The sequence below is a fragment of the Moraxella sp. FZFQ2102 genome (assembly GCF_024137865.1).
GTDB lineage: Bacteria > Pseudomonadota > Gammaproteobacteria > Pseudomonadales > Moraxellaceae > Moraxella.
This window is the reverse complement of record NZ_CP099960.1, coordinates 1275206-1300834: the sequence shown is the minus strand read 5'-3', so window position 1 is coordinate 1300834 and position 25629 is coordinate 1275206. Positions and strand designations below refer to the sequence as shown.

Below are 25629 nucleotides of genomic sequence, written 5' to 3'. Positions count from 1 at the left end.
TTACCAAAAAATCATCACACCCCAGAACAAATACACCAAAACAGCGATGATCACCAATGACTGAATCACCAAACGCAGGCCTGATGATTTGACATAGTCCGTCAAAACTGTCCACATACCCACCCATGCGTGGAATACCAAAGACAGCACCGCAACTAGGCTAAATAGTTTCATTGGTAGGCTTAGCATAAAACCTTGCCAAGCTTCAAAAGTCACATCGTTAAATAGGAAAAATCCTACCATCACAACGCTATAAACCGCCAAAACCACAGCACTGATACGCTGCAAGATCCAATCGCGAGAACCTGAACCTGTTAGGCCAGTCGCACTTTTAATACCAGAATTATTTCTCATTAGAACATCACCCATACAAACGATGCGACAATCAGTACAGCAGCAATGACAAAGCTGATCACAGCAGCGGTACGGCCTGAGTTGAACTCTTCGTTCATGCCAAGGTCAGCAAGCAAGTGCTTGATACCCATCACGAAGTGATATGCAGTCGCTGCCACGAAAATCCAGGCAACAAAACGCACGGCGGCATTTTCAAATACAGCAGCAAAACCTTCTGCTGATGACAATGAAGTTTGCAGAATGCACAGCATCACAGGGACAAGCAAAAATAGTACAATCCCAGAAATACGATGCAAAATAGACGCCATCGCAATCGGTGATTTTGAGTTCACCGCGATTACTTGGCTTAACGGTAGGTTAATCGGTCGGTTGCTTTTCACAGCGGGCATCCTTATCTAATTTACGCCGAAAAGTGGCAATCAGAGCTGGCTAAAAAGGCAATGTAAGGACAAACCCAAACATCGCCCACGACTCGCCCAACTTGAGCAAGACAGCGAGCACCACTAAAAATAAACATTTTCGACATCACATATCATTCAAACTGTACTTAAAAAGCATAGGTCTTAAAAATGCAAGTGATTATCATTTAAGAAAATGCGAGGATAAATAATTTAAATTATAAAACGCTTGGGCGATAATTACAAACAAATTCCTACATTTTGGGTAAAATTCCCGTGATTTTTTTAAAAAATATCCAAAAAATCACCAAAAATCAGTCAATTTAATTGTTACAAAACATAACACAGCGGTAAAAGCGCTTGCCAAGTGACCAACTTCGCCCTAAAATCACGATTAAGCAGTAGATGGTTGTTTACTAAAATTTGGGTAAATTTTGCAAATAATGCTTGTAAGTTTGCCAAAGTTTTTGTATTATCCAAAATACTCCTGCTGAGTGCATCTGTTCACAGATGTTTAATTTAATAAGCAAAACAAGGAAGCCACACTTAAAATTGGCTAAGGGCTTAGCCGAGTGAGTGTGAATGATTTCGTCCGATTGTATGAGTGCTTGCAGAGGGCGTGTTGTACTTTTATACCACTGGAAGTTTTTACAAGGCTTTTTAACTTGTAAATATAAAAGTTCAAAACACCTTGGCGCTACAAGGAAGTGGTGGCTGTTGCCAGTACGATACAAGGTTTCGGACGCAACCCAATCGAAACGAGGTTCATTTTATGTCAAAGAAAGTTACCCTGACCGTTGATGGTGTCGAATATGATATGCCAGTGCTAGAAAGCACGCTAGGTCGCCCTGTGTTGGATGTAAGTGCGGTGGCAAAAGCAGGTCTATGGACTTATGACCCAGGCTTTATGGCGACTGCTCCAGTTGAATCAAAAATCACTTATATTGATGGCGAAAAAGGCGAGCTGCTACACCGTGGCTATGCGATCGATGATTTGGCGTCAAACGCTGACTACCTAGAAGTCTGCTATGCGCTACTATACGGCGACCTGCCAACTGCCGAAGAAAAAGAAAAATTCTACGCGCGTGTATCTGATCATATGTCAGTGCATGACCAGCTGCGTAAATTCTTCGAAGGTTTCCGTCGTGACGCTCACCCAATGGCAATCATGGTCGGTGTCGTCGGTGCGCTATCAGCCTTCTACCACAACCACCTAGACATCTCTGATCCTGCGCATCGTGACAACACTGCGGTTGATCTGATTGCAAAAGTACCAACCCTAGCTGCGATGAGCTACAAGTACTCAATCGGCGAACCGTTCATGTACCCACGCAAGGACTTCAGCTATGCTGAAAACTTCCTATACATGATGTTTGCAACCCCAGGTGAGCCTGACTACAAAGTCAATCCAGTGCTGGTCAAAGCAATGGACAAGATCTTCACCCTGCACGCTGACCACGAACAAAACGCATCAACTTCTACCGTGCGTTTGGCTGGCTCAACTGGTGCCAACCCATATGCGTGTATCGCAGCAGGTATCGTGGCACTATGGGGTCCATCACACGGCGGTGCAAACGAAGCTGTCCTACAGATGCTAGACGAAATCGGCTCAGTCGAGCACGTCGAAGAATTCATGGAAAAAGTGAAGAAGAAAGAAGTGAAGCTGATGGGCTTCGGTCACCGCGTCTATCGTAACTTTGACCCACGTGCCAAAGTGATGAAAGAGACTTGTGATGAAGTACTAGGCGCGCTAGGCATCAACGATCCGAAGCTTGAGCTTGCAATGAAACTTGAAAAAATCGCCCTAGAAGACCCATACTTTGTAGAGCGTAAACTATATCCAAACGTTGACTTCTACTCAGGTATCATCCTAAAAGCAATCGGTATCCCAACCTCAATGTTTACCGTAATCTTCGCTCTAGCGCGTACTGTGGGCTGGATCAGCCACTGGACTGAAATGCACTCAGAGCCGTTCAAAATCGGTCGTCCACGCCAACGCTACACTGGCGAGACACACCGTGAGTTCGTACCTGTGGACAAGCGTAAATAATCCGATTCATAACGGATTTACTATAAAAATTTCCCCAAGTGATCGCTTGGGGAAATTTTTTTGTGATGCAAAAAACACCGCTTCAGCTCATGGCAAAAGCGGTGTCAAGCTTATCGTTTGGTGGTGATGGCGTTAAGGCAACAATCCCATCTCGGTCAGTACATCGACGGCAGCACGGTAGGCTTCTTGGGTCGCAGGTGCGCCGCAGTAGGGTAAGCTGTGTAGCAGTACTTCTTGGATTTCTGCAACGGTTGCACCATTATTGATCGCCCCACGAATATGCCCTTTGAGTTCGGTTGGACTTTTTTGGGCGATCAAGAACGCCATGGTAATTAATGAACGGGTTTTACGATCGATGCCATCGCGTTGCCAAGTCGAACCCCAAGCGTGTTCATTGATCCAGTCTTGTAGCGGTGCGGTAAATGGCGTCACCTGCCCCATAGAACGCTCGACATGCGCATCCCCCATCACTTGCTTGCGTACGGTGATGCCGTTTTGGTAGGTTGGGTTATTATCCATTCATATTTCTCCTTAAAATGCTGATGATTAATTAGCTTCGCACTTCCCCATGCCCAAAGACCACCCATTTTTCGGAAGTCAGTCCATGCAGACCCACAGGGCCACGAGCGTGAATCTTATCCGTTGAGATGCCGATTTCAGCACCCAAGCCATATTCAAAGCCATCGGCAAATCGGCTAGAGGCATTGACCATCACACTTGACGAATCGACACGGCGGATAAAGGCATTGGCAGTGGTATAGTTCTCAGTGATGATGACATCGGTATGATGGCTGCCGTAGTGATTGATATGACTGATGGCATCATCGAGACTGCCTACCACCTTGATCGCCAAGATTGGTGCCAGATACTCTGTGTACCAGTCATCTTCAGTTGCCGCCTGATAAGCATCACTCTGCCCAAGTATGCCTTGACTGACTGGGCATAAGCGAAACTGCATGGCACTGTCTGCATCCATCATCGCCTGTGTGATGGTAGGCAACAGCTGTTCTGCGATAGCTTCATGTACCAGTAGCGTCTCCATGGTGTTACAGGTGCCATAGCGAGAAGTTTTGGCATTGGTAGCGACTTGAATCGCCATCTCAAGGTTGGCATCTTTATCAATAAAAGTGTGGCAATTACCATCCAAATGCTTAATCACTGGCACCGTTGCACCATGGCTGATTCGCTCAATCAGCCCCTTGCCACCACGGGGAATAATCACATCGACCGACTCTTTCATAGTGATTAGGCTATCCACCGCCGAGCGATCTGTGGTCGCTAACACCTGCACCACATCCTGCGGCAGGCCTGCCATAGTCAGCCCTGCATGGATACAGGCAGCGATGGCTTGGTTGGAATGATACGCCTCAGAACCACCACGCAAGATGATGGCATTGCCCGATTTGATGGCAAGACTTGCCGCCTCAATGGTGACATTTGGACGGGATTCATAGATCATACCGACAACACCAAGCGGTACACGCATTTTGCCCAGCTGAATGCCTGATGGGCGATAGGTCATGTGACTGATCTCACCCACAGGATCAGGCAAAGCGATCACATCATCGAGCGATGCGATCATGCCATCAAAACGCGTTTCATTAAGCACCAAGCGATCCAAGAGCGATGCCTCAAGCCCATTATCTTGCCCTGCTTTGACATCGATGGTATTGGCATCAAGCACCGCTTGTTTTTGCTCTATCAAAGCCTGCTTGATACAGCTTAGGGCGTGGTTTTTGGTCTTCGTGTCGGCGGCGGCAAGGTGAGCAGCGGCGGCTTTGGCAGCTGTACCCACTTGATTCATATAGCTTGTGATGTCGGTGATGCTCATGGCGTGTCCTGTTTTTTAATTTTAAATTGATAAGACTATAGCACCACAGCTCCGATTTGGCAAGCAATCCGCACTACGAACACGACTGCGATTTGTCAAACTAGCGCACCCACACTCGCCATTTTTATCTAAGAAAATTTGTATAAAATTCAATCATCACCAACAAATACCCATCAAATTTTTCATAGAAAAATGCAGATTATTCATAAAAATAGCGATTTTATATGCTTTTTATCCGCTTTGATGAAAAATACAGCAAAAAATTGTGAAAAATATTTGCCTTTATTTTAGTTTTGGGTAAAAATATGCTATTACAACTTCGTTTTTTGTGACCAGCAGGATGCGTTATCGTCACAAGCTTTATTTACAGATTAAACAAGACAGGAAGATTTATGACCGGCTTACGACCAATTGCTCTGGACTTACAGGACATTCACAAGAGCTATGGCTCTTTGGATGTACTAAGAGGTGTTTCCCTGACCGCCCATGATGGTGATGTCATCAGCATTTTAGGTTCGTCAGGTTCAGGCAAATCAACCCTACTTCGCTGCATTAACCTACTTGAAAACCCAACTTCAGGCAAAATCATCGTCGGTCAAGAAGAGCTGAAACTCAAAAGCAAAAACGGTGAGCTGATCGCCGCCGACCGTCGTCAGCTTGAGAAACTGCGTTCAAAGATTGGCTTTGTATTCCAAAGCTTCAACCTATGGCCGCACAAAACCATTTTACAAAACATCATCGAAGGCCCAACCCAAGTATTGGGTCTAAGCAAAGAAGACGCGATCAAGGATGCTGAGCGTTTATTGACCAAGGTTGGTCTGTTGGACAAAAAAGATGCCTACCCTGACAATCTGTCAGGCGGTCAGCGTCAGCGCGTCGCCATCGCTCGCGCACTTGCCATGAAGCCGCAAGTGCTGCTGTTCGATGAACCGACATCTGCATTGGACCCTGAGCTGGTCAATGAAGTGTTGGCAGTCATGCGTGAACTTGCTGCCGAAGGTCGCACCATGCTGATCGTCACTCATGAAATGCGCTTTGCTCGTGAAGTATCTAGCAAGGTCGTATTTCTACATCAAGGTCGCATCGAAGAGATCGGCACACCCGAAGAGGTCTTCGATCGTCCAAAATCAGAGCGCGTGCGTGAATTTATGGCATCGCATCGTTAATTGTTAATTTGCCCATCATTTATTAAGGACATTACCATGCACAAACTTACTGCACTTGCCGCCATCAGTACCATTGCTTTGGTCGGTTGTAACCAAAAACCTGCCGACACTGCTGCTGACAGCACCGCAGTTCGCACCATCGTGATCGCAACAGAAGCGGCTTACCCTCCATTCAACGACACGGATGCCAGTGGCAAAATCGTCGGCTTTGATGTCGATGTGATCAACGCCGCCTGCGCTGAGATGAAAGCCAAATGCGAAATCGTCGCACAAGATTGGGACGGTCTGATTCCAGGTCTGCTTGCCAATAAATACGATGCCATCATCGCAGGCATGTCAATCACCCCAGAGCGTCAAGCACAGGTGGATTTTAGCGAGCCATATTTTTCTAACACCATCGTTTGGCTTGCCAAAAAAGACGGCAGCTTTGACCCAAATAACATCAAAAACCTAGTGCTGGGCGGTCAGCGTTCTACCACAGGTGCTGCCTACATCACCGAAAAATATGATGGCAAAGACGGCAACACCGTACAGCTGTACGACACCTATACCAATGCTTATCTTGACATGAAAGCAGGTCGTAACGCTGCAGTCATGGCAGAAAAAGCATCAGCATCTGACTGGCTAAAACAAGAAGGCAATGAAGCGTTCGGCTTGGTCGGTGATGAGATCGATAATGATGACAACCTAGGTATCGCTGTGCGTAAAGGCGATGCACTAAAAGACGAGCTGAACTCTGCTTTGGCTAAGCTAAAAGAATCAGGCAAACTTGCTGAAATCGAAAAAGCTTATTTTTAATCTGTCATAGATTTGACTTTTGTTGTTCATAAAACGGCAGTCATCATGTCATATTTTGACTGCCCTTTTACCCATTGAGCGCATTTGCGCTGACCGTTAAGGATACTGTCATGAAATTAAGTTATATCGCCGGCGCTGTGTTCGCCGCCACTGCCTTGTCTGCTTGCAGCAATGAAAAACCTGCTGAGCCTGAACAAGCTGCCGCCCCTGCTGCTACCGAAGGCGAACAAAAGCACATTCGTATCGTCACTGAGTCGAACTTCAAGCCGTTTAGTTATCTGGATGTCCAAGGCAATGTCGTCGGCTTTGAGATTGACCTTGCCAATGCGCTGTGCGAAGAGATGAAAGCCAAATGCGACATCGTCAGCCAAGATTGGGACAGCTTAATCCCAAGCCTGCAAGCCAATCAAGCAGACGCCATCATGGCGGGTATGTCTATCACCCCAGATCGCCTAAATGTCGTGGACTTTAGCGAGCCATATTTTGATAATAAACTGGTCTTGATCGGTAAAAAAGGCGACGACATTTCGCTTGACACCATCGCAGGCAAAACCATCGCCACCCAACAAGCCACCGTATCAGCCGAATACCTTGCCAAGAACTATCCAGATGCCATCGTCAAAACTTATGATAAGCAAGACAATGCCTATCTGGATTTGACCGCTGGTCGTGCTGATGCGATGATGTCTGACATCATGCCTGTCAGTGACTGGCTGACCACTGAACAAGGTCAAGGCTACGAGATCAAAGGCGATGCCATCGATATCGATGATAAAGTCGGTATCGCAGTGCGCAAAGGAGATGCGCTAAAAGCTGAATTTGACGCTGCCTTAGCAAGCCTAAAAACCAACGGTAAATATGCCGAGATCGCCGCCAAGCATCTGGGCGACACCGTAAAAGTACAATAAATTTACAAAGACAAAGATGAGTTGAACATCTTTGTTACCATTCAATCAAGGAGAAGATGATGAAATTCAATAAATTTGGTATCGCAGCTGCTGTGATCAGTGCGATGACTTTGACCGCGTGCGGCGGCAACAGCGGCGATAAAGCAGCTGCTGAAGGCGGCGAAGTGCTACGCATCGCAACCGAAGGTGCTTATGCACCATTTAACTTCACCAATCCAGACGGCAGCGTCGGCGGCTTTGATGTCGATATCGCCAATGCCCTATGCGATAAGATGCGAGTCAAATGTGAAATCGGTGCGCAAGATTGGGACGGTATCATTCCTGCACTGAAGACCGGCAAATTTGACGCCATCGTCTCAGCGATGTCGGTAACGCCTGAGCGCAGCGAGCAGGTCGATTTTAGTAAACCATACTATGTCAATACCTTGGTATTTTTGGCGAAAAATGACTCAACTTTTGACCCAACATCAGCCGCCGCCATCGAAGCTGCCAAGATCGTCGCTCAGCGTTCGACCATCTCAAGCCAATGGCTGACCGCCACTTATCCAAACAGCAAACCACAGCTGTATGACACCTTGGATAATGCCTTCATCGATCTGGGCAATGGTCGCGCTGATGCGATGATCTCTGATAAGCTGCCTGCATTGACTTGGCTAAAATCCGACCTAGGTCAAGGCTTTAGTATCAAAGGCGATGACATCGATATCGATGACAAGATCGCGGTAGCTGTCGATAAAGGCAATACCGAGCTATTGACCAAAATCGATGATGCACTTGCTGCGATCAAAGCCGACGGCACTTATAAGCAAATCGTCGTCAAGCACTTTGGTGAAGAAGGCATGCCTGCTGGCATGGAGTAATCTTGCTCATCAAGCGTGATTGGCTAAACAAGGATGTGATAGCAGTCAATGCTTGTAAAAACTTGGCACGCCATCTCATGGATTGCAGACGGTGTGCGTCATTTTTACAAGAATTATAATTGACTATTTTTAATTTTTTACCATTTAAATAAGGTATTTCAGTGTTTGATTTACAAGGTTATGGCCCGATTTTATTACAGGGCACACTGCTGACCATTAAGCTTGGCTTAACAAGCCTAGTCTTTGGGCTGTTGTTTGGCTTGTTGGGTGCTTTGGCCAAATTATCAGGCATTTGGATTTTGGAAAAACTTGCCAATCTGTACACCACTGTGGTGCGCGGCATCCCTGAGCTGTTGATGGTATTTTTCATCTTCTTTGGCGGTGGCATTATCTTAGCAATGATTGCTAAGCAGCTTGGCTATTCTGGACGCGTGGACATCAGCCAGTTTTGGGCAGGTGTTGCCGCGTTATCGATCATGTTCGGCGCTTATGCCACCGAAGTATTTCGCATGGCGATCCAAGATATCCCAAAAGGACAATGGGAGTCGGCACAAAGTATCGGTATGCGTCCGACACAGACCTTTTTTCGTATCATCTTGCCACAGATGTGGATGGTGGCGCTACCAGGGCTTGGTAACTTGGCACTGGTCTTATTAAAAGACACGGCACTGGTCTCGCTGATCGGTTTGCATGATTTGATGTATTTTTCACAGCGTGCTGCGCAATCGACACAGCAGCCATTTACCTTTTTCTTGACAGCCGCCTTGATTTATCTGGTGCTGACTTCGGTGATCACCCTGTTTATGATGTGGTCTGAAGATCGTGCCAATCCTGCTGCGCGCTACGCCAAAAAACTTCGTAAGCTAGGGGGTAGATCATGAACTGGAACTGGCAAGCGATCATCCAATATTTCCCCGATCTACTCAAGGCATCGATCACCACCATTGAGCTTGTGGTGCTGTCGTGTGCTTTAGGCTTGGTCTTTGGCGTACTGCTTGGCTTATGGCGATTATCACCGATTGCTTGGCTGCGCGCCATTCCTGCGGCGTATATTTTCTTTTTCCGTGGCACGCCGCTATTGGTACAGATTTTCTTGATTTATTATGGCTTGGGTCAGTTTGATGCGGTGCGCGAATCAGCACTGTGGAAGCCTGTATTTAGTGTGCCGTTTTGGTGTGCGATCATCGCCTTTACGCTGAACACTTCTGCCTACATCGGTGAGATCGTTCGTGGCGCGATCCAAGCTGTGCCAAAGGGCGAGCTTGAAGCCGCTGATGCCATCGGTATGTCATGGGTACAAAAACTGCGCCGCATCACCCTGCCGCGTGCTTTTGGTATCATGATTCCTGCTTATAGCAATGAAGTGATTTTTATGCTAAAAGGCAGTGCCTTGGCAGCATCGATCACGGTTGTTGAACTGACGCACAAGGCGCGCGACATCATCGCAGTGACTTATCTAAACCTTGAGATGTTCTTCGCGGCAGGTGTGATCTACCTAGTGATCAGCTGGATTTTCTTATTTATCTTCCGTCAATTTGAACGCCACATCAACCGCCATAAGCGTTATGTACCACCAAGCCAAACCCAAGTCTCGGCGTGATGTTCGATTGACACTCATAAAAACTTGCCCATCGTCATGATCGGCAAGTTTTTTATTGGCTGATGATTGCTTGGTTTAAATACCCAAACTTGTCATACGCCGATTGGCGTGATAGACTAGATCTTGATAATAACAATGAACCACCCGCCCCATCCACAGCACATTATTATTCACTCAATCAAACTTATCCATCGCGTTCATTGGTGCGCCTGCGGTAAGGTAATTTTTATAACAATAATAAGGAAACGATATGGGACTTTTAGTCAATGGTGTCTGGCATGACACTTGGTATGAAACTGGCAAAACCAAAGGTCGCTTCGTGCGCGAACAATCTGGATTCCGTGATTGGCTGACCAAAAATGGCGAACCCGGTCCCAATGGTGAAGCTGCCGTCCCTGCCGCAAAAGGTCGCTATCATCTGTATGTCAGTCTAGCCTGTCCATGGGCGAACCGCACGCTGATTGTCCGTAAGCTTAAAGGATTGGAAGATCTGGTATCGGTATCGGTCGTGCATTGGCTGATGCGCGAGCATGGTTGGACTTTCCAAGAAGGTGAAGGCGTGATCGCAGATCCTGTGATGAACGCCAAATATCTGCACGAGCTTTATACCAAAGCGCGCCCTGACATGACAGGTCGTGTAACCGTGCCTGTACTGTGGGATTTACAAGAAAATCGCATCGTCAGTAATGAATCCAGCGAGATCATTCGTATGTTTAACACGGCATTTGATGATCTGGGCGCAAAGGCAGGTGATTACTACCCCATTCATCTGCGTGATGAGATCGATGCGATGAATGAGCGCATTTATCCGACGGTCAATAACGGCGTGTATCGCTGCGGTTTTGCCACCACCCAAGAAGCCTATGAAGAAGCGTTTCACCCTTTATTTGAGACCCTAGATTGGCTGGATGAACACTTAAGCTCTACAGACTATCTGGTGGGCAATCAGCCGACCGAAGCGGACATTCGCCTATTCACCACGCTGATCCGCTTCGATGCGGTGTATTATGGGCATTTTAAATGCAATAAAAAACACATCCGCGACTATCCTGCCTTGCATCGCTATGTTGATCGCCTAATGCAGATGCCTGAGTTCGCCGAGACCATCAATATACACCACATCAAGCATCATTATTACCAAAGCCACACCACCATCAATCCAACAGGCGTTGTGCCGATTGGTCCTGATGTGCTGTACTGATTTTTGGATAAGAAAACACCGCATGGCATCTGATCATACGGTGTTTTTATTGCCGATGTTTCACATGAAACCTATTTGAATGGCAAAGTATAAAGCTGATTATTGCACCGTCTCGCTCACAGGCGCATCATCGATGCCAAACAGCTGATCGATCGCCTTGGCATCAAAGCGGTATTCTTTACCACAAAAACCGCAATCAAGCACAAGTGCGCCATCATGCGCGACAAGCATTTGCTTAGCATCATCCAGACCCAATTGCACAATTGCCCCTTCGGATTTTTCCTGAGAACAAGTACACGCAAAATGTAGCGGTGTACTCTCAGGCAACGCCACTTCTTCTTCGTGATACAAGCGGTACAAGATCTCATCGGCTGGTAAATCGGTGATCTCATCGGCTTTTAGCGTATTGGTCAAGACGCTCAAGCGATCCCACAGATCAGGGTCGTTTTCTTTATCTTCATCGCTTTGTGGCAGCAGCTGCACCAACACACCACCTGCTGCGACATCATTGGTGGCAAGCTTGATGATGGTTGGGATTTGTGCTGATTGTTTTTGATAATGCGCCAAGCACTCGCCCAGATTATCACTCACTCGCTCCACGATGCCTTGGTACGCTTCGCCCTTATCAGGATGAATGCTAATAAATAGCACGCCTGCGCCCAATTGCGCAAAGGCATCATCGCTGCTGACAAGACTTGCCCAAAGCTTCTGATCGTCTTCACTTTGAGCATCAAAGCTTGCCAATGCACGCACTGCGCCTGTGTGATCGCACTCTGCCATCGCCCAATTTAGGCGCGCGTTATCGTCTGAAGTCTGTAGCTGAATCGACAGCTTGCCGTCGATTTTTAGCGTGCCAATAAGCAGACTTGCCGAGACCAACATCTCGCCAAGCAGTGCTTTGATCGCAGCAGGATATGCCTTTTGAGCGATGACAGTTTGATAAGCATCCGTCAGACGCACGACATCGCCACGCACCACCGAATTATCAATAAAAAAACGCTGACGGTAGTTGTTTACATCAGTAGTCATAAAATTTTCCAAAATAAGAGATGATTGGCTCATTAATGGGGATGCTTGGTGAAATTTCTAGGGCGTGGCAGATGGTTTTTCCAAGGGTTTAGTTTGGTGAATGGATTTGAATTAATCTTAAGATGCTACTTTGGGACAATGGCGATGGTTTGGGTAATTGGATACAATTGATCAAAGCTGTGATATAAAATTTTACACTCTCACCCCCAATCACCGTGATATAATCACACAGTTGCACCGCCTAACGATTTGGGGTGGCTGCAAGCAAAGTTTTTACACTTTTTACTTTGATATTTTTTCTACTGTGATACTAAGGAACAAGCTATGTGCGGTATCGTTGGCGCAATTCGTGCGCATCATAATGTGGTTGATTTTTTGACAGACGGTCTAAAGCGTCTGGAATATCGCGGCTATGACTCATCAGGCATCGCGGTGCAGACCGAGACAGGCATTCGCCGAGTGCGCCGTGTCGGTCGCGTGGCACTGATGGAAGAAGCTGCCAAGAATAAGGAAATTTATGGTCATACCGGCATCGGTCATACGCGCTGGGCAACGCACGGTGGCGTGACTGAGCCGAACGCACATCCACACATCTCAGCAGGTCTGATCTCGGTGGTGCATAACGGCATCATCGAAAACTTCGAAGCTGAGCGCGTCCGCCTAGAAGCGCTGGGTTATGTGTTCGAATCACAGACCGACACCGAAGTCATCGCCCACAGTGTGCACCACGAATATGTCAATAATGGCCATGATCTGTACACCGCCGTACAAGCTGCGACCGCGCGTTTTCACGGAGCGTATGCCATCGCCGTGATCGCCAATGACAAGCCGAATCAAATGGTGGTTGCGCGCATGGGCTGCCCACTGCTGGTCGCCTTTGGTGATGATGAAGTATTCATCGCATCTGATGTCTCAGCGGTGATTGCCTTTACACGCCGCGTGACTTACCTAGAAGATGGCGACATTGCTCTACTGTCAGCAGGTGGCATTGATAAGCTACTAGACAAAGATGGCGTGGAAGCGACGCGTATTGTCAAGACCTCTGAGCTGTCTTTGGCATCGCTTGAGCTTGGCCCATACAGCCACTTTATGCAAAAAGAAATCTACGAGCAGCCGCGCGCCGTGTCTGACACCGCTGAGATTTTCTTAGAAGGTGGCTTTATCGCAGAAAACTTCGGCGATGGCGCAAGTGAGATTTTCAATAAAATCAACAGCATCAAAATCCTTGCCTGCGGTACTTCGTATTATGCCGCTTTGACAGGTAAATACTGGCTTGAAAGCATCGCCAAGATCCGCTGTGATGTCGAGATCGCGAGCGAATATCGCTATCGCGATGTCATCGGTGATGAAAATGAGCTGATCGTTACCATCAGTCAGTCGGGTGAGACACTTGACACCATGGAAGCGCTAAAATTTGCCATGACTCAGGGGCATAAATACAGCCTATCGATCTGTAATGTCATGGAATCTGCCCTACCGCGCAATTCAACGCTTGCCATCTACACGCGCGCAGGCGCGGAGATTGGCGTGGCATCGACCAAGGCATTTACCACGCAGTTGGTTGTGCTGTTTGGTCTGGCGGTGACTTTGGGTAAAATTCGCGGCTTTGTCAATGATGAGACTGCCGAAAACTATGCCGAAGACTTGCGCCTACTACCAGGCAGCATTCAGCACGCACTAAACCTTGAACCACAGCTTGGTGCATGGGCACAAAAATTCTCAGCCAAGCCATCGGCACTGTTCCTAGGTCGCGGTATCCACTACCCGATCGCACTAGAAGGTGCATTGAAATTAAAAGAGCTGACCTACATCCACGCTGAAGCCTATCCAGCTGGTGAGCTTAAGCATGGTCCGCTTGCCTTGGTCGATGAGAATATGCCTGTGGTCGTCATCTCACCAAACGATGGTCTATTGGACAAAGTCAAGGCCAATATGCAAGAAGTGTCGGCGCGTGGCGGTGAGCTGTTTGTGCTATCTGATCTTGATAGTGACTTCACGGCAGGTGAAGGCATTCATGTCATCCGCACACCGCGTCATGTCGGCGTACTATCGCCAATCGTCCACACCATCGGTGTGCAGCTGTTGTCATATCATGTTGCCTTGGTGCGTGGCACCGATGTCGATAAACCTCGTAACCTAGCTAAGTCGGTGACGGTGGAATAAGCCGCTCTCTGAACAAAACAAAAATCCAGCGAATGATCTGTTCGCTGGATTTTTCTTGGCTGAATGGATGCTTAAGGCTGCCATTTGATAAAGTTTGACAATAGTTTTAATCCTGCGTCATGGCTTTTTTCTGGGTGAAACTGCGTGATGAACAGGTTGTCACGGATAATGCTTGAGCAGAATTTCTCGCCATATTCGGTGGTGGCGATGATCAGATTGTCATCTGCCACAGGGTCGCAGTAGTAGCTGTGCGTGAAATAAAAATGCTCATGATTGCAGCCATCCCACAACTCATGATCAGTGTCAGCATCGACACGATTCCAGCCGACATGGGGGATTTTGATCGGATGGCCATTCTCGACCCAAGTCTCATCAAACAGACGCACCGCCCCTTTAATGATACCAAGACATGGCACATCCCCTTCTTCAGAATAATCAAACATCGCCTGCATACCGACACAGATGGCCATCACAGGCTTATTTGCTAGTGCATCCTTGACCGCGATATCAATGCCATGTGCGACCATATTTGCCATCGCATCACGCATCGCACCAACACCAGGGAGCATGACTTTATCCGCTGACTGGATGACTTTTGGATCGCTTGTGATGACAACATCACCACCAGCGACACTCAGGGCATTTGCCACAGAATACAGATTACCCACGCCATAATCAAGCAGTGCAATTTTTGGGGCAGTCATCGTCATCCCCTTATAGCATTTCTTTGGTCGATGGCAGCTGATTCAGCGCGCGCTCATCGTATTCGACTGCCATGCGTAAGGCTCTTGCCAAGGCTTTAAACACACTTTCGATCTGATGGTGGCTGTTTTTGCCTTTTAAATTATCAATGTGTAAAGTGATGAAAGCATGATTGACCAAGCCATAGAAAAACTCAGAAAACAGATCGACATCCATCTTGCCAATGTGTGAGCGCGTAAACGGAATGTCCATGTGCAAGCCCGGACGACCCGAAATGTCTACCACCACGCGACTTAGGCTCTCATCCAGTGGCGCGTAAAAATGCCCATAGCGGCGGATGCCTTTTTTATCGCCTAGGGCAGCTTTTAGCGCCTGACCGATGGCGATGCCGACATCTTCGACGCTGTGATGATCATCAATGTGCGTATCGCCGACACATTTGACATCCAGATCAATCAAGCCGTGGCGCTTAATCTGATCAAGCATATGATCCAAAAACGGCACGCCCGTATCTAGGACGCCTTGACCTGTGCCGTCAAGGTTGATGCTGACGCTGATTTGCGTCTCGGCGGTGTTGCGAGTGATGGTGGCAGTGCGTGCGGTCATGGTAAATCCTTGCAAATGAATCAATTTAGGTCGCAATGGCAATCGCTGACATTTATCTTGTATTGCATCTTACGACGATAATTTTGATATTTTTACATAAAATACACCCCTTGCCAACTGCTAATTGGGGTATAATGGCAAATTTATTCGCTTTTGGGCAATTTGCCGCCAAAATCCACCATGCATGATTTAAAAATTTGGCATCCGTCCCCATCTTATGATCAATTCATCTGTTTGGACAGATGATATATGTTTAAAAATTTTTAAGGGTAAATTATGGCATTATTACCAATTTTGGCTTATCCTGATCCGCGTCTGCGCACCATCGCTGCGCCTGTGGCTGCTGTGGATGACACGATCAAAACTTTAATCGATGATATGTTTGAAACCATGTATCACGCCAACGGCATCGGGCTTGCCGCCACGCAAGTCGATCGCCATGTGCAGCTGATCGTGATGGATTTGGCGCGTGATGGCGAAGAGCCTGCGCCGCAAGTGTTCATCAATCCTGTGGTGACGCCGCTGACCGATGAACTTAAGCCATATCAAGAAGGCTGCCTGTCTGTACCTGAAGTATATGATGATGTCGAACGCCCAAGCCGCGTGCATATTGATGCGCTGGATCGTGATGGCAAGGCGTTCAGCATTGATGCCGACGGGCTGTTGGCGGTGTGCATTCAGCATGAGATGGATCATCTAAACGGTAAATTGTTCGTCGATTATCTCTCGACGCTCAAGCAAAGCCGCGCGCGCGATAAAGTCAAAAAAGTACTAAAAGCACGCGAAAAACAATCAGCGTGATTACCATCTAAAGCCATCATTGATGGCTTTTTTGTTGAGCATCCAAAATGAAAAAAAGAAAAACCCACCACATGGGCGGGTTATCTATAATGATTAACCATCAATGAATCTGCAGATAATCGGTCTCAATCTCGACGCTGCCATCGCGTTTTTTGTCCAGTTCGCCTGTGATGGTCACAGTCTTGCCGATGATGTTGCTGCCACGCGTTTCGTCATCATCGATATCGACGCGCACTTTGCCACTGGCGTCTTGTAGCTCATAGCTTTCTTTGGCAAGCTTACGGATGATTTTGCCTTTGATGGTGACTGGCATCTCATCGCTTAGATTTTTGGCGGTGGCAGCGGTGATGACTTGGGTGGCCTGTGCGTGCGCTGCACCTGAGACCAATACAGCAGCGGCAAGTAACGCGGTCGATAGCTTAGCGAATGATTTCATAAAAAACTCCTGAAATGATAAACTTAGGTTTTCTTTGGCAAAGCTTATCTTGCCCTGCCGATGTGTGTATTACACCACACCAAGCTTAAATTAAGCTTAAGGCAGACATTTGACAGAGAATTTTTTATCAATTTTCTGTCAAGTTTTTGATTTATCATAGAAAAAACCTGCCAAGTGACAGGTTTTTTGTGTATTGATGAAATTTAGCCCTTATGAGCGAACTTCGGATCTGCCGCTGCGGTGAACAGCACATCGGTCGATGAGTTCAGCGCAGTCTCGGCTGAGTCTTGGATCACACCGATGATAAAGCCGATGGCGACCACTTGCATGGCGATGTCATTTGGGATGTTAAATAGACTACACGCCAATGGAATCAGTAGCAATGAGCCACCTGCCACGCCTGATGCACCGCACGCCGATAGCGAGCCGACGATGGCAAGTAGCAGCGCTGAGCCGAAGCTGACTTCAATGCCAAGTGTGTGCGCCGCTGCCAAGGTCAGTACATTAATAGTGATCGCCGCGCCTGCCATGTTGATGGCCGCACCCAGTGGAATGGTCATCGAATAGGTGTCTTCGCTCAAGCCCAATTTGCGCGCAAGGTTCATGTTCACAGGGATGTTCGCCGCTGATGAACGGGTAAAGAACGCCGTCACGCCTGACTCACGCAAGCAGGTGAATACCAGCGGATATGGGTTTTTGCGCGTCATGGCAAAGACGATGATCGGGTTCACCACCAATGCGATAAACAGCATCGAGCCGACCAGTACCAGCAATAGGCGTGCATAGCCAACCAAAGCTTCGACACCCGTCTCAGCAACGGTACTCGCCACAAGACCCAAAATACCAAATGGCGCAAGTGCAATGATCCACTTAACCACGCTCGTGACCGCTGTGCCCAGATCGGCAACGACTTGGCGTGTGGTCTCAGCCACATGACGCAGTGCAAGACCGATCAGCACCGCCCAAGTCAAAATGCCCATGTAGTTGGCTTCTGCCAAAGACTTGACAGGGTTTGCCACCAAGTTCATCAAAAGATTGGTCAAAACTTCACGCAGGCTTTGTGGTGCCGCTTGTTCGACTGCTTGCATATTGGCAAGGGCAAGCTCAGTTGGGAACAAGAAGCTTGCACCCACTGCCACCAATGCCGCCGAAAAAGTGCCGATCAGATACAGCACAAAAATCGGCTTGATGCGCACATCGCTGCCCACTTTATGCCCAGAGACCGCTGCAAGCACCAGCACAAAGACCAATACAGGGGCAACTGCCTTTAACGCACCAACAAAAATCGACCCCAAAATCCCAAGGCTCAATCCTGCTGCAGGGGCAAACACCCCGATCAATGTACCGACAATCAGCGCCAACACAATCATCGGCACCAAGCCCACTTTCAAATAAGCATCCACGATCGAACGCATACAGACTCCTAATAACGCCAAGCGTCACTGACAAAAGTTACTTGTAAAATAGGTGTACTATACCACTTTTTGGCGATAAAATCTGTAATTTGTTGCACAATTCTTGCAAAATGATGGTGATTGCAGTGCGATATGTGTGCGCTTTCACAAAAAAAGCCTGTCAAACTGACAAGCTTTTTCGATGAATGACAAAAATTTGGTGAAAATTTACTCACACCAACGGCTCAGACGCGACAATAATGCCATTATTATCTGCATAAATATAATCGCCATCGCAGATAGTCACACCGCCAAACTGAAGCGTCAGACCCACTTCGCCGACGCCTTTGCGCGTGGATTTTTGGGGAATGCTCGCCAGTGCCTGCACGCCCAACTCCATCGTCGCCATCGCATCGACATCGCGCACGCAGCCATAGACGATCACGCCTGTCCAACCGTGCTTGACCGCCGACTCTGCGATCATATCACCCAATAGCGCACAGCGCATCGAGCCGCCGCCATCGACGACCAGCACACGCCCTGCACCATCGGTGGCAAGCAGCTCTTTGACGCGCGAATTATCTTCAAAGCACTTGACCGTCACCACCTGCCCGCCAAAGCTTGTGCGCCCGCCAAAATTACGAAAACTCTTGCCATCGATATACGGCGACACCACGCCTGTGACTTTATCGCCTTGATCATCCAATAAATCGCAAGTGACAAATTGCACCATCACACCACTCCTTGTTTTAGGTTTGTAGATTTGTAGAGTTTTCACTGTACAATGTATCAAAAACCTTGTCAATTTATAAGCATAATTTTGTCAAAAAATAGCCGCACATCAGCTTGGCACAGCCGCCAAATCCAGCTCAAATCCTGATTCAAACGCCATCATCTCACCTGTCAATGGATCAATAAAGGACAGTCTTTTTGCCAGTAATTGTAAAGGATGGCTAAAATCATCATCGGACTTATGCGATACAGTAGGATAAAAGCTGTCATTGACGATCGCGATGCCAAGATGATTCATATGGACGCGCAATTGGTGCAGTTTACCCGTACTTGGATGCAGTTCGTATTTGGCAAATCGCCCATCATCACGATATTCAAGCACATCGATCTTGGTATGTGTATTGGGCGTGTGATTGCCGACTTGCATGGTATAAAATGGCTCACCCCGCTCAAGATACAGGCTTAGTTCTAAGGGAAATTGTAAACTTGTGCTAACAGGTGCGATGGCATGATATACTTTATGAACATCACGCGTGGCAAATAAGCTTTGGTAAGCTTGGCGCGCCTTATGCGTCTTGGCAAACATGATAAGCCCTGCCGTCTCACGATCCAGCCGATGAATGGGCGAGATCACATCATTGTCAAATTGGCACTTAAGCCGCGTCAGCAGCGTCTGCACCACATAGTTTCCTGCAGGTGCGACAGTGAGAAAATGCGGCTTATCCACCACAAGCAAATCATCATTTTCAAAAACAATCCGATGTACAAAAGGCACGACAGTCTCACTAGGCAGCGCACGATAATAATAAATCGTCATGCCATGCTGATAAGGTGCATCCACGCCAAGCACCGCGCCATCTGTCGCCACCACCAAGCCATCATCAAAGCGTGCGCGCCACTCATCCGCACTGATGTGGGCGAATTTGCCACAGATATAAGCAAAAATACTCTCAGGCTGCACAGCCATCTTGGGCAAGTATAGCTTGCTTGGCGAAATGCCGTTTCGGGTTGCTGGGGCGTGGGTCATGATTTGGCAGGACAATGGATTTGATGGCATTGTAGGTAGGCACTGTCCAAAAGTCAAGCTCGGCAGTTTTGATAAAATAAGTCGTTTTAATCAATCATATCAATCAGATCTTCATGTATGATTTATTTTTTATAATTTAAAAAATTTACACTTGTAAACTGTAAATCCATCACAAATCATGCTAAGATAAAGCAAATTTTTATAATTGAATGGATCTGTCATGACTACAAGTACCGTACCACCGCACAAAAAAGCCTATTTTGCAAAATCTGATCATGAGCGCGTCGTCGTCACTGGCATGGGTGCATTGACCCCTGTCGGCACAAGCCTTGATGAGATTTGGGATAATCTGACTAATGGTGTCAGTGGCATCACGCGCCTTGATGGCTTTGATGATAAGACGGTGGCGATTGATGAATTTCGCGCGCAGATCGCAGGGCTTGTGAAGAATTTTGATGCCAAAGAATTTCTAAACCCCAAAGAAGCGCGCCGCTTTGATACTTTTGTGCATTATGCGCAAGTCGCGGCAGCACAAGCGCTACATCATGCAGGCTTGATTGATGGCATCACAGGCGATAGTCTGCCTGTCAATGTCGATGGCACGCGCTTTGGTGTGGTGATGGGCTCGGGCATTGGCGGCATTCAGACCATCGAAAATAGCCGCGACACCTTGCGCGATCACGGTGCCAAAAAAGTCTCACCTTTTATCATCCCTGGTACGATTGTCAATATGCCGGCAGGCTTGATCGCGATGCGTCATGGACTAAAAGGCGCAAACCTTGCCACTGCGACAGCTTGTACGACTTCGACACACGCTATTGGCTTAGGCGCGCGCTTGATTGCCTATGGCGACTGTGATGCGGTCTTGGTCGGTGGTAGCGAGAAAGCATCGACGCCACTTGGACTGTCAGGCTTTGGCGCGATGCACGCACTCTCGACGCGCAATGATGAGCCGACGCGCGCAAGCCGCCCTTTTGACAAAGACCGTGATGGCTTTGTGCTAGGTGATGGCGCAGGCGCTTTGGTGCTAGAAAGCCTTGCCCATGCCAAAGCACGCGGCGCGACCATCTTGGCAGAATTGGTCGGCTTTGGCATGAGTGATGACGCCAATCACATCACCAGCCCATCGACAGGTGGTGAAGGTGCGGCGCGTGCGATGGCGGCAGCCCTTGCCGATGCTGGCATCAGCGCAGATCAGGTCGGCTATATCAACGCTCACGGCACAAGCACACCACAGGGCGATGTCGCCGAAAGTCAAGCGATCGAGCGTTTATTTGGTGAGGACATTTTGGTCAGCTCAACCAAATCAATGACGGGGCATCTGTTGGGCGCTGCAGGGGCGATTGAAGCGATTTTTACCGTCTTGGCACTACAAAATCAGCTGCTGCCACCGACCATTAACCTAGACAATGTCGATGACGCCTGCACGCTTGACTATATTCCACACACTGCGCGCAAGGTGAGTGGCGTGAATTTCGCGCTGTCTAACAGCTTTGGCTTTGGCGGCACCAATGGCTCACTGCTACTGCGTAAATGGGATGAGTGATTGATATTTATCATAAAAACCACCCCAAAGGTTTGCGGTCTTTGGGGTGGTTTTTATGGCGAGATACACAGATGGCTTTTGAGCTCATTGTCATCCTTTTATCCTTGCGCGCGTCATGGCAGGACTGGATGCTGGTAGTGAAATGCCATGGAGAAAAGTGGCAATAAATAAACTTGCGGTATCTAGAAATACTACAAGTTTATCAATGCTATAAGAAGTTAATTTCACCCACTTAAAACTTATTTCAGTGAATTTATCAAATACTTTGATGATCGGATATTATTCGCCAATATCTTAATTTATGCTATACTTTGGATCATTGGATGACAAACAAATAAAGTTTTACCCTTTATTTTTATAACTATTTAAAAACTTAATAAAATCAATCAGTTATAATAGGTGGATTTTTGTTTGGGTAAAAAGGGTAAAACCATCATAACCCCCTGTTATTTCTTAGTTTTTTTGTTTATCATTACTCTTCACTACCGCATAGGTAGCTTAGAAAACACTTTGACTACGCCCACGCCATTGGCAAATCTTCACTACCGCATAGGTAGCTTAGAAACTACAGACATTCATGCCTATGCCTATAATTTGCTTCACTACCGCATAGGTAGCTTAGAAACCAACCGCATTTGTGTGGTACTCGTACAATTTCTTCACTACCGCATAGGTAGCTTAGAAACCTTGGCTTTTTGGTATGCAGGGATTAATTCACTTCACTACCGCATAGGTAGCTTAGAAAAGCAGCAGGGGGGTTTAGAACCAAATCAAAATCTTCACTACCGCATAGGTAGCTTAGAAAATTGACTGAATGTAGATGAACGCAGGCATTTTCTTCACTACCGCATAGGTAGCTTAGAAAATGACCACACCCCCATGAACATTCGCCCCAAGCTTCACTACCGCATAGGTAGCTTAGAAAGATATCAAATCGGGCGTGGTTGAAACGCTCAACTTCACTACCGCATAGGTAGCTTAGAAAGTATCCAAGCGTGATAGCGTTTGGGACACTCACTTCACTACCGCATAGGTAGCTTAGAAACAATGGTTAATTTGGGCGACAATATAGCTTGTCTTCACTACCGCATAGGTAGCTTAGAAATTTGGCGTTTTTCTCGAACGAAACAACAGTATCTTCACTACCGCATAGGTAGCTTAGAAAGCTTTCCATTGCTCGTACTTTGACCGCAAATCCTTCACTACCGCATAGGTAGCTTAGAAAGCACGCAGTGCCGAAGTGCTACAAGCCATTGCCCTTCACTACCGCATAGGTAGCTTAGAAAGCATCAATGGCAGGGGATGGATGAAAAAATTTCTTCACTACCGCATAGGTAGCTTAGAAAAAGTGCCCGTTTTCGGCATCCGTTTTTGGGGGCTTCACTACCGCATAGGTAGCTTAGAAAGCACTCCGTCAAGTGCGTTAAATTGTGATTAACTTCACTACCGCATAGGTAGCTTAGAAACAAAACTCAAGGAACGCTATGGCATTGGTGAACTTCACTACCGCATAGGTAGCTTAGAAAAACCGAAGCACCTAAAGATAAAGTCCAAGTTACTTCACTACCGCATAGGTAGCTTAGAAATCAATCCACATGGTATGGATGCACAGCTTGTACTTCACTACCGCATAGGTAGCTTAGAAAGCTTGAAATCTGTGGTTATCCCAAATTTTATCCTTCACTACTGTAGTGGTCAACTAATTCAACAGTCCCTGATAAGTTGATTTTGCTGGAACTGGTGCCAGACCTTGATTGTATTGATGTGGACGAATGTGATTATAATACATCACATAGTCTTTGACATCATTCATTGCACTTTCAACATCACGATAACCGCCTTTTGGCATCCACTCATGTTTAAAACTACGAAACCATCGCTCCATTGGGGCATTATCCCAACAATTGCCTCGGCGACTCATGCTTTGGACTAGCTTGTGTCTGTTTACACAAGCTGTAAACTTGTCACTGCCATAAATACTGCCTTGATCGGAGTGAAAGATCATGTTTGGTGTGTGTTTGATGTTTAGCATGGCATGGTTTAATGCATCAATCACTAAATTTGCATCATGACGATTACCAAGCTTCCAGCCCACTACTTGACGATTGGATAAATTAATAACCACTGCCAAATAATGCCACACGCCGTTAACCTTCAGATAGGTTGTATCACCACAAAGCACCGTTATATGAGGCTTAGGACTAAACTGTCGCTCCAGAATATTGTCAAATATTTGGCCATTGTCTTTGTCTTGATAACGCCATTTTTGCGGTTGTTTGCTAAATAAGCCTTGCTGCTTCATAAGCTTACGCACTAAATACAAGCCAACTGTGATACCTTTTGCTTGCAATCGTGCTTTGATACTGCGTTTACCTGCTGAGCCTCTGCTTTCGTCAAAAATGGCTTTTATGTGAGTGGCGATACCAACATGCTTAGCTGGTTTATTAGCCTGTCGTAACTGGGTATAGTAAGCACTTTCACTGACGCCAAATAACTTACATAAACGCTTGATGCCGTGCGATTTTAATGTCTTAATTGCTTGGTATTTTTGCTCTCGAGAGATATTAAAATCGCTGTAGCCTTTTTTAGAATCAGCTTGTCCTCTTCTAGCACTCTGATTCTATCTTCTAGCTCACGAATACGTTGTTGATCAGGACTGATTGGTTTTGAGCCTGCAAGTACATAGCCTTGATGTTCTGCTTTGACTTGGCTTAACCAGCGTCTAAATGATGTTTCACCAACATCCAATTCCTGACAAGCCTGGGATATGCTGTAGCCTTTGTCTGTGACTAATTTTACTGCTTCTAATTTAAACTCTGCACTAAAGCTTCGTCTTGGTCGTCTCATGGTTTATCCTCATTTTTATGATATTGTACCACTTATTGAGGACTGCGGGATTAGTGTACCACTACACTACCGCATAGGTAGCTTAGAAAAACTTACGCTTACGCCAACGCCTACTTGCGAACTTCACTACCGCATAGGTAGCTTAGAAAAAAGATTTGTCCAACCGTCTGCGTGTCTGAGCCTTCACTACCGCATAGGTAGCTTAGAAAATACCCCCCAATTCGCTGAAATATTTGGCGGCCTTCACTACCGCATAGGTAGCTTAGAAACAGCTGTGCCTTTTTGGGCTTGGCTGGCTCTACTTCACTACCGCATAGGTAGCTTAGAAAAATAACGGCAAGCAGCAATTTGCCACCGCTGCCTTCACTACCGCATAGGTAGCTTAGAAATAGCGATAGCTTAGATACCTGACTACAATATTTCTTCACTACCGCATAGGTAGCTTAGAAATTTGCCTGACAAATGGTTTTTGCTTGCTTTATCTTTTCTAAGATTAATTTTCAATATGATTTATTTATGCTATTATGAATCATGGTGGTTTAGATCTCAAGTGTCCATTTTGAAGCAATAATCAGGAGGTGATTGTCATCTAGGACAGCTCTTATACATTGGCTTATCATGGGCTATAGCACAGTTAAAGGACTATTTTCAATCTCTATCACTTTACACTTAAGGGAATTTGCTATGTCAATAACAAACTGGAATGTTTTATTAAGCAGCAAACGATTGTCAAATCACGAAATAGATTTATCGTCAGATTATAAGAGAATTATTACTAGCCCTGCCTTTCGAAGACTGCAGGACAAAACACAAGTATTTCCCCTAAATCGCGGTGATTTTGTCAGAACCAGATTAACCCATTCACTCGAAGTGGCAGCCATCGCCAAAACAATCGCAACCAAAGCATCAAAAGAAGCGAAACGATTATCAAATGATGACAAAAACCAATGGCTATCTAATTTGCTAGACATTCAAACCGTTTTAGAATGTGCTGCTTTACTGCATGATATTGGCAATCCACCATTTGGTCACTTTGGTGAAACGGTGATTAGGTCTTGGTTTAAGGATAATAAGAAGCGCTATGAGCTTCAAGAAAGGCTTACACCACAGCAGCTAAACGATTTTTTGAATTCGAAGGCAATGCTCAAGCATTAAGAATCATCACGCGACTGCACCAATT

General features: G+C 46.7%; 25 protein-coding genes and 2 CRISPR repeat arrays. Of the genes, 12 read left to right on the top strand and 13 right to left on the bottom strand.

The annotated features are described in order from the left end of the window. Together sdhD and sdhC are read right to left on the bottom strand one after the other, a co-directional pair. The gene (sdhD, locus tag NGM44_RS06115; protein WP_253224642.1) at positions 1-336 is read right to left on the bottom strand and encodes a succinate dehydrogenase, hydrophobic membrane anchor protein; all 336 of its coding nucleotides are present in this window, start codon (positions 334-336) and stop codon (positions 1-3) included. A 17-nt stretch (positions 337-353) separates the two neighbouring features. Then, positions 354-743: a succinate dehydrogenase, cytochrome b556 subunit gene (sdhC, locus tag NGM44_RS06110; RefSeq protein WP_253222856.1), complete on the bottom strand. Its 390-nt coding sequence runs from the start codon at positions 741-743 to the stop codon at positions 354-356. 781 nt (positions 744-1524) lie between these two features. On the opposite strand from sdhC, the gene gltA reads away from it, so the two are divergent. After that, positions 1525-2802, top strand: coding sequence for a citrate synthase (gene gltA / locus NGM44_RS06105; protein WP_253222855.1), 1278 nt, complete (start codon positions 1525-1527; stop codon positions 2800-2802). A 132-nt stretch (positions 2803-2934) separates the two neighbouring features. Here gltA and NGM44_RS06100 read toward each other — a convergent pair whose 3' ends face one another. Both NGM44_RS06100 and NGM44_RS06095 read right to left on the bottom strand, forming a co-directional pair. After that, entirely contained in the window at positions 2935-3321 is a 387-nt protein-coding gene (locus NGM44_RS06100; RefSeq protein ID WP_253222854.1) for a carboxymuconolactone decarboxylase family protein, read from the bottom strand. A 31-nt stretch (positions 3322-3352) separates the two neighbouring features. Beyond that, entirely contained in the window at positions 3353-4633 is a 1281-nt protein-coding gene (locus NGM44_RS06095) for a glutamate-5-semialdehyde dehydrogenase (protein WP_253222853.1), read from the bottom strand. A 392-nt stretch (positions 4634-5025) separates the two neighbouring features. On the opposite strand from NGM44_RS06095, the gene NGM44_RS06090 reads away from it, so the two are divergent. The 7 genes from NGM44_RS06090 (at position 5026) to NGM44_RS06060 (ending at position 11166) form a co-directional block, all read left to right on the top strand. Then, positions 5026-5799, top strand: a complete 774-nt coding sequence (locus tag NGM44_RS06090) for an ABC transporter ATP-binding protein (protein ID WP_253222852.1) — start codon at positions 5026-5028, stop codon at positions 5797-5799. A gap of 36 nt (positions 5800-5835) precedes the next feature. Next, a complete protein-coding gene (locus NGM44_RS06085) occupies positions 5836-6597 on the top strand; it encodes a transporter substrate-binding domain-containing protein (RefSeq protein ID WP_253222851.1) in 762 nt (253 codons plus the stop codon). Between the two features lie 110 nt (positions 6598-6707). Beyond that, on the top strand, positions 6708-7505 hold the full coding sequence (locus tag NGM44_RS06080; protein ID WP_253222850.1) for a transporter substrate-binding domain-containing protein: 798 nt from the start codon (positions 6708-6710) through the stop codon (positions 7503-7505). A 104-nt stretch (positions 7506-7609) separates the two neighbouring features. After that, positions 7610-8365: a transporter substrate-binding domain-containing protein gene (locus tag NGM44_RS06075; RefSeq protein ID WP_371923543.1), complete on the top strand. Its 756-nt coding sequence runs from the start codon at positions 7610-7612 to the stop codon at positions 8363-8365. A 161-nt stretch (positions 8366-8526) separates the two neighbouring features. Further along, on the top strand, positions 8527-9246 hold the full coding sequence (locus NGM44_RS06070) for an ABC transporter permease (protein ID WP_253222849.1): 720 nt from the start codon (positions 8527-8529) through the stop codon (positions 9244-9246). Beyond that, positions 9243-9965: an ABC transporter permease gene (locus tag NGM44_RS06065; RefSeq protein ID WP_253222848.1), complete on the top strand. Its 723-nt coding sequence runs from the start codon at positions 9243-9245 to the stop codon at positions 9963-9965. The genes NGM44_RS06070 and NGM44_RS06065 overlap by 4 nt, the downstream gene beginning before the upstream one ends. A 250-nt stretch (positions 9966-10215) precedes the next feature. Continuing rightward, positions 10216-11166, top strand: a complete 951-nt coding sequence (locus NGM44_RS06060; RefSeq protein WP_253222847.1) for a glutathione S-transferase family protein — start codon at positions 10216-10218, stop codon at positions 11164-11166. A gap of 99 nt (positions 11167-11265) precedes the next feature. On the opposite strand, the gene NGM44_RS06055 is transcribed toward NGM44_RS06060, so the two are convergent. After that, positions 11266-12195, bottom strand: coding sequence for an Hsp33 family molecular chaperone HslO (locus tag NGM44_RS06055; protein WP_253222846.1), 930 nt, complete (start codon positions 12193-12195; stop codon positions 11266-11268). 324 nt (positions 12196-12519) lie between these two features. Between NGM44_RS06055 and glmS the strand changes: the two genes are divergently transcribed. Continuing rightward, positions 12520-14358, top strand: a complete 1839-nt coding sequence (gene glmS, locus NGM44_RS06050; protein ID WP_253222845.1) for a glutamine--fructose-6-phosphate transaminase (isomerizing) — start codon at positions 12520-12522, stop codon at positions 14356-14358. 71 nt (positions 14359-14429) lie between these two features. Here the strand turns inward: glmS and hisH are convergent, their stop codons facing one another. Beyond that, positions 14430-15062 carry an imidazole glycerol phosphate synthase subunit HisH gene (hisH, locus tag NGM44_RS06045; protein WP_253222844.1) on the bottom strand — a complete coding sequence of 211 codons (633 nt, stop codon included), beginning with the start codon at positions 15060-15062 and terminating at the stop codon, positions 14430-14432. 10 nt (positions 15063-15072) lie between these two features. Continuing rightward, on the bottom strand, positions 15073-15666 hold the full coding sequence (gene hisB / locus NGM44_RS06040; RefSeq protein WP_253222843.1) for an imidazoleglycerol-phosphate dehydratase HisB: 594 nt from the start codon (positions 15664-15666) through the stop codon (positions 15073-15075). Positions 15667-15942: 276 nt separating this feature from the next. On the opposite strand from hisB, the gene def reads away from it, so the two are divergent. Beyond that, positions 15943-16467, top strand: a complete 525-nt coding sequence (gene def / locus NGM44_RS06035) for a peptide deformylase (RefSeq protein ID WP_253222842.1) — start codon at positions 15943-15945, stop codon at positions 16465-16467. A gap of 100 nt (positions 16468-16567) precedes the next feature. Here def and NGM44_RS06030 read toward each other — a convergent pair whose 3' ends face one another. The 4 genes from NGM44_RS06030 to NGM44_RS06015 all read right to left on the bottom strand — a co-directional run bounded on the left by NGM44_RS06030 (position 16568) and on the right by NGM44_RS06015 (position 20056). Beyond that, the gene (locus tag NGM44_RS06030) at positions 16568-16903 is read right to left on the bottom strand and encodes a NirD/YgiW/YdeI family stress tolerance protein (RefSeq protein ID WP_253222841.1); all 336 of its coding nucleotides are present in this window, start codon (positions 16901-16903) and stop codon (positions 16568-16570) included. A gap of 203 nt (positions 16904-17106) precedes the next feature. Continuing rightward, a complete protein-coding gene (gene sstT, locus NGM44_RS06025; protein WP_253222840.1) occupies positions 17107-18318 on the bottom strand; it encodes a serine/threonine transporter SstT in 1212 nt (403 codons plus the stop codon). 211 nt (positions 18319-18529) lie between these two features. Further along, positions 18530-19030, bottom strand: coding sequence for a ribonuclease E activity regulator RraA (gene rraA / locus NGM44_RS06020; RefSeq protein WP_253222839.1), 501 nt, complete (start codon positions 19028-19030; stop codon positions 18530-18532). 108 nt (positions 19031-19138) lie between these two features. Further along, a complete protein-coding gene (locus NGM44_RS06015) occupies positions 19139-20056 on the bottom strand; it encodes a pseudouridine synthase (protein ID WP_253222838.1) in 918 nt (305 codons plus the stop codon). A 220-nt stretch (positions 20057-20276) separates the two neighbouring features. On the opposite strand from NGM44_RS06015, the gene fabF reads away from it, so the two are divergent. Next, the gene (fabF, locus tag NGM44_RS06010; protein ID WP_253222837.1) at positions 20277-21602 is read left to right on the top strand and encodes a beta-ketoacyl-ACP synthase II; all 1326 of its coding nucleotides are present in this window, start codon (positions 20277-20279) and stop codon (positions 21600-21602) included. A gap of 477 nt (positions 21603-22079) precedes the next feature. Continuing rightward, a CRISPR array of direct repeats spans positions 22080-23248; the repeat unit is 28 nt; unit sequence CTTCACTACCGCATAGGTAGCTTAGAAA. A 53-nt stretch (positions 23249-23301) separates the two neighbouring features. Here the strand turns inward: fabF and NGM44_RS06005 are convergent. Then, complete coding sequence (locus NGM44_RS06005; protein ID WP_253224622.1) at positions 23302-24114, bottom strand: IS3 family transposase; 813 nt, start codon at positions 24112-24114, stop codon at positions 23302-23304. An 11-nt stretch (positions 24115-24125) separates the two neighbouring features. Further along, positions 24126-24449, bottom strand: a complete 324-nt coding sequence (locus tag NGM44_RS06000; RefSeq protein WP_253222813.1) for a transposase — start codon at positions 24447-24449, stop codon at positions 24126-24128. A 61-nt stretch (positions 24450-24510) separates the two neighbouring features. Next, positions 24511-24899: direct repeats of the CRISPR family, unit length 28 nt; unit sequence CTTCACTACCGCATAGGTAGCTTAGAAA. Positions 24900-25133: 234 nt separating this feature from the next. Here NGM44_RS06000 and dgt point away from each other — a divergent pair. Continuing rightward, positions 25134-25604: a dGTP triphosphohydrolase gene (dgt, locus tag NGM44_RS05995; protein ID WP_253222836.1), complete on the top strand. Its 471-nt coding sequence runs from the start codon at positions 25134-25136 to the stop codon at positions 25602-25604. The last annotated feature ends 25 nt before the right edge of the window (positions 25605-25629 follow it).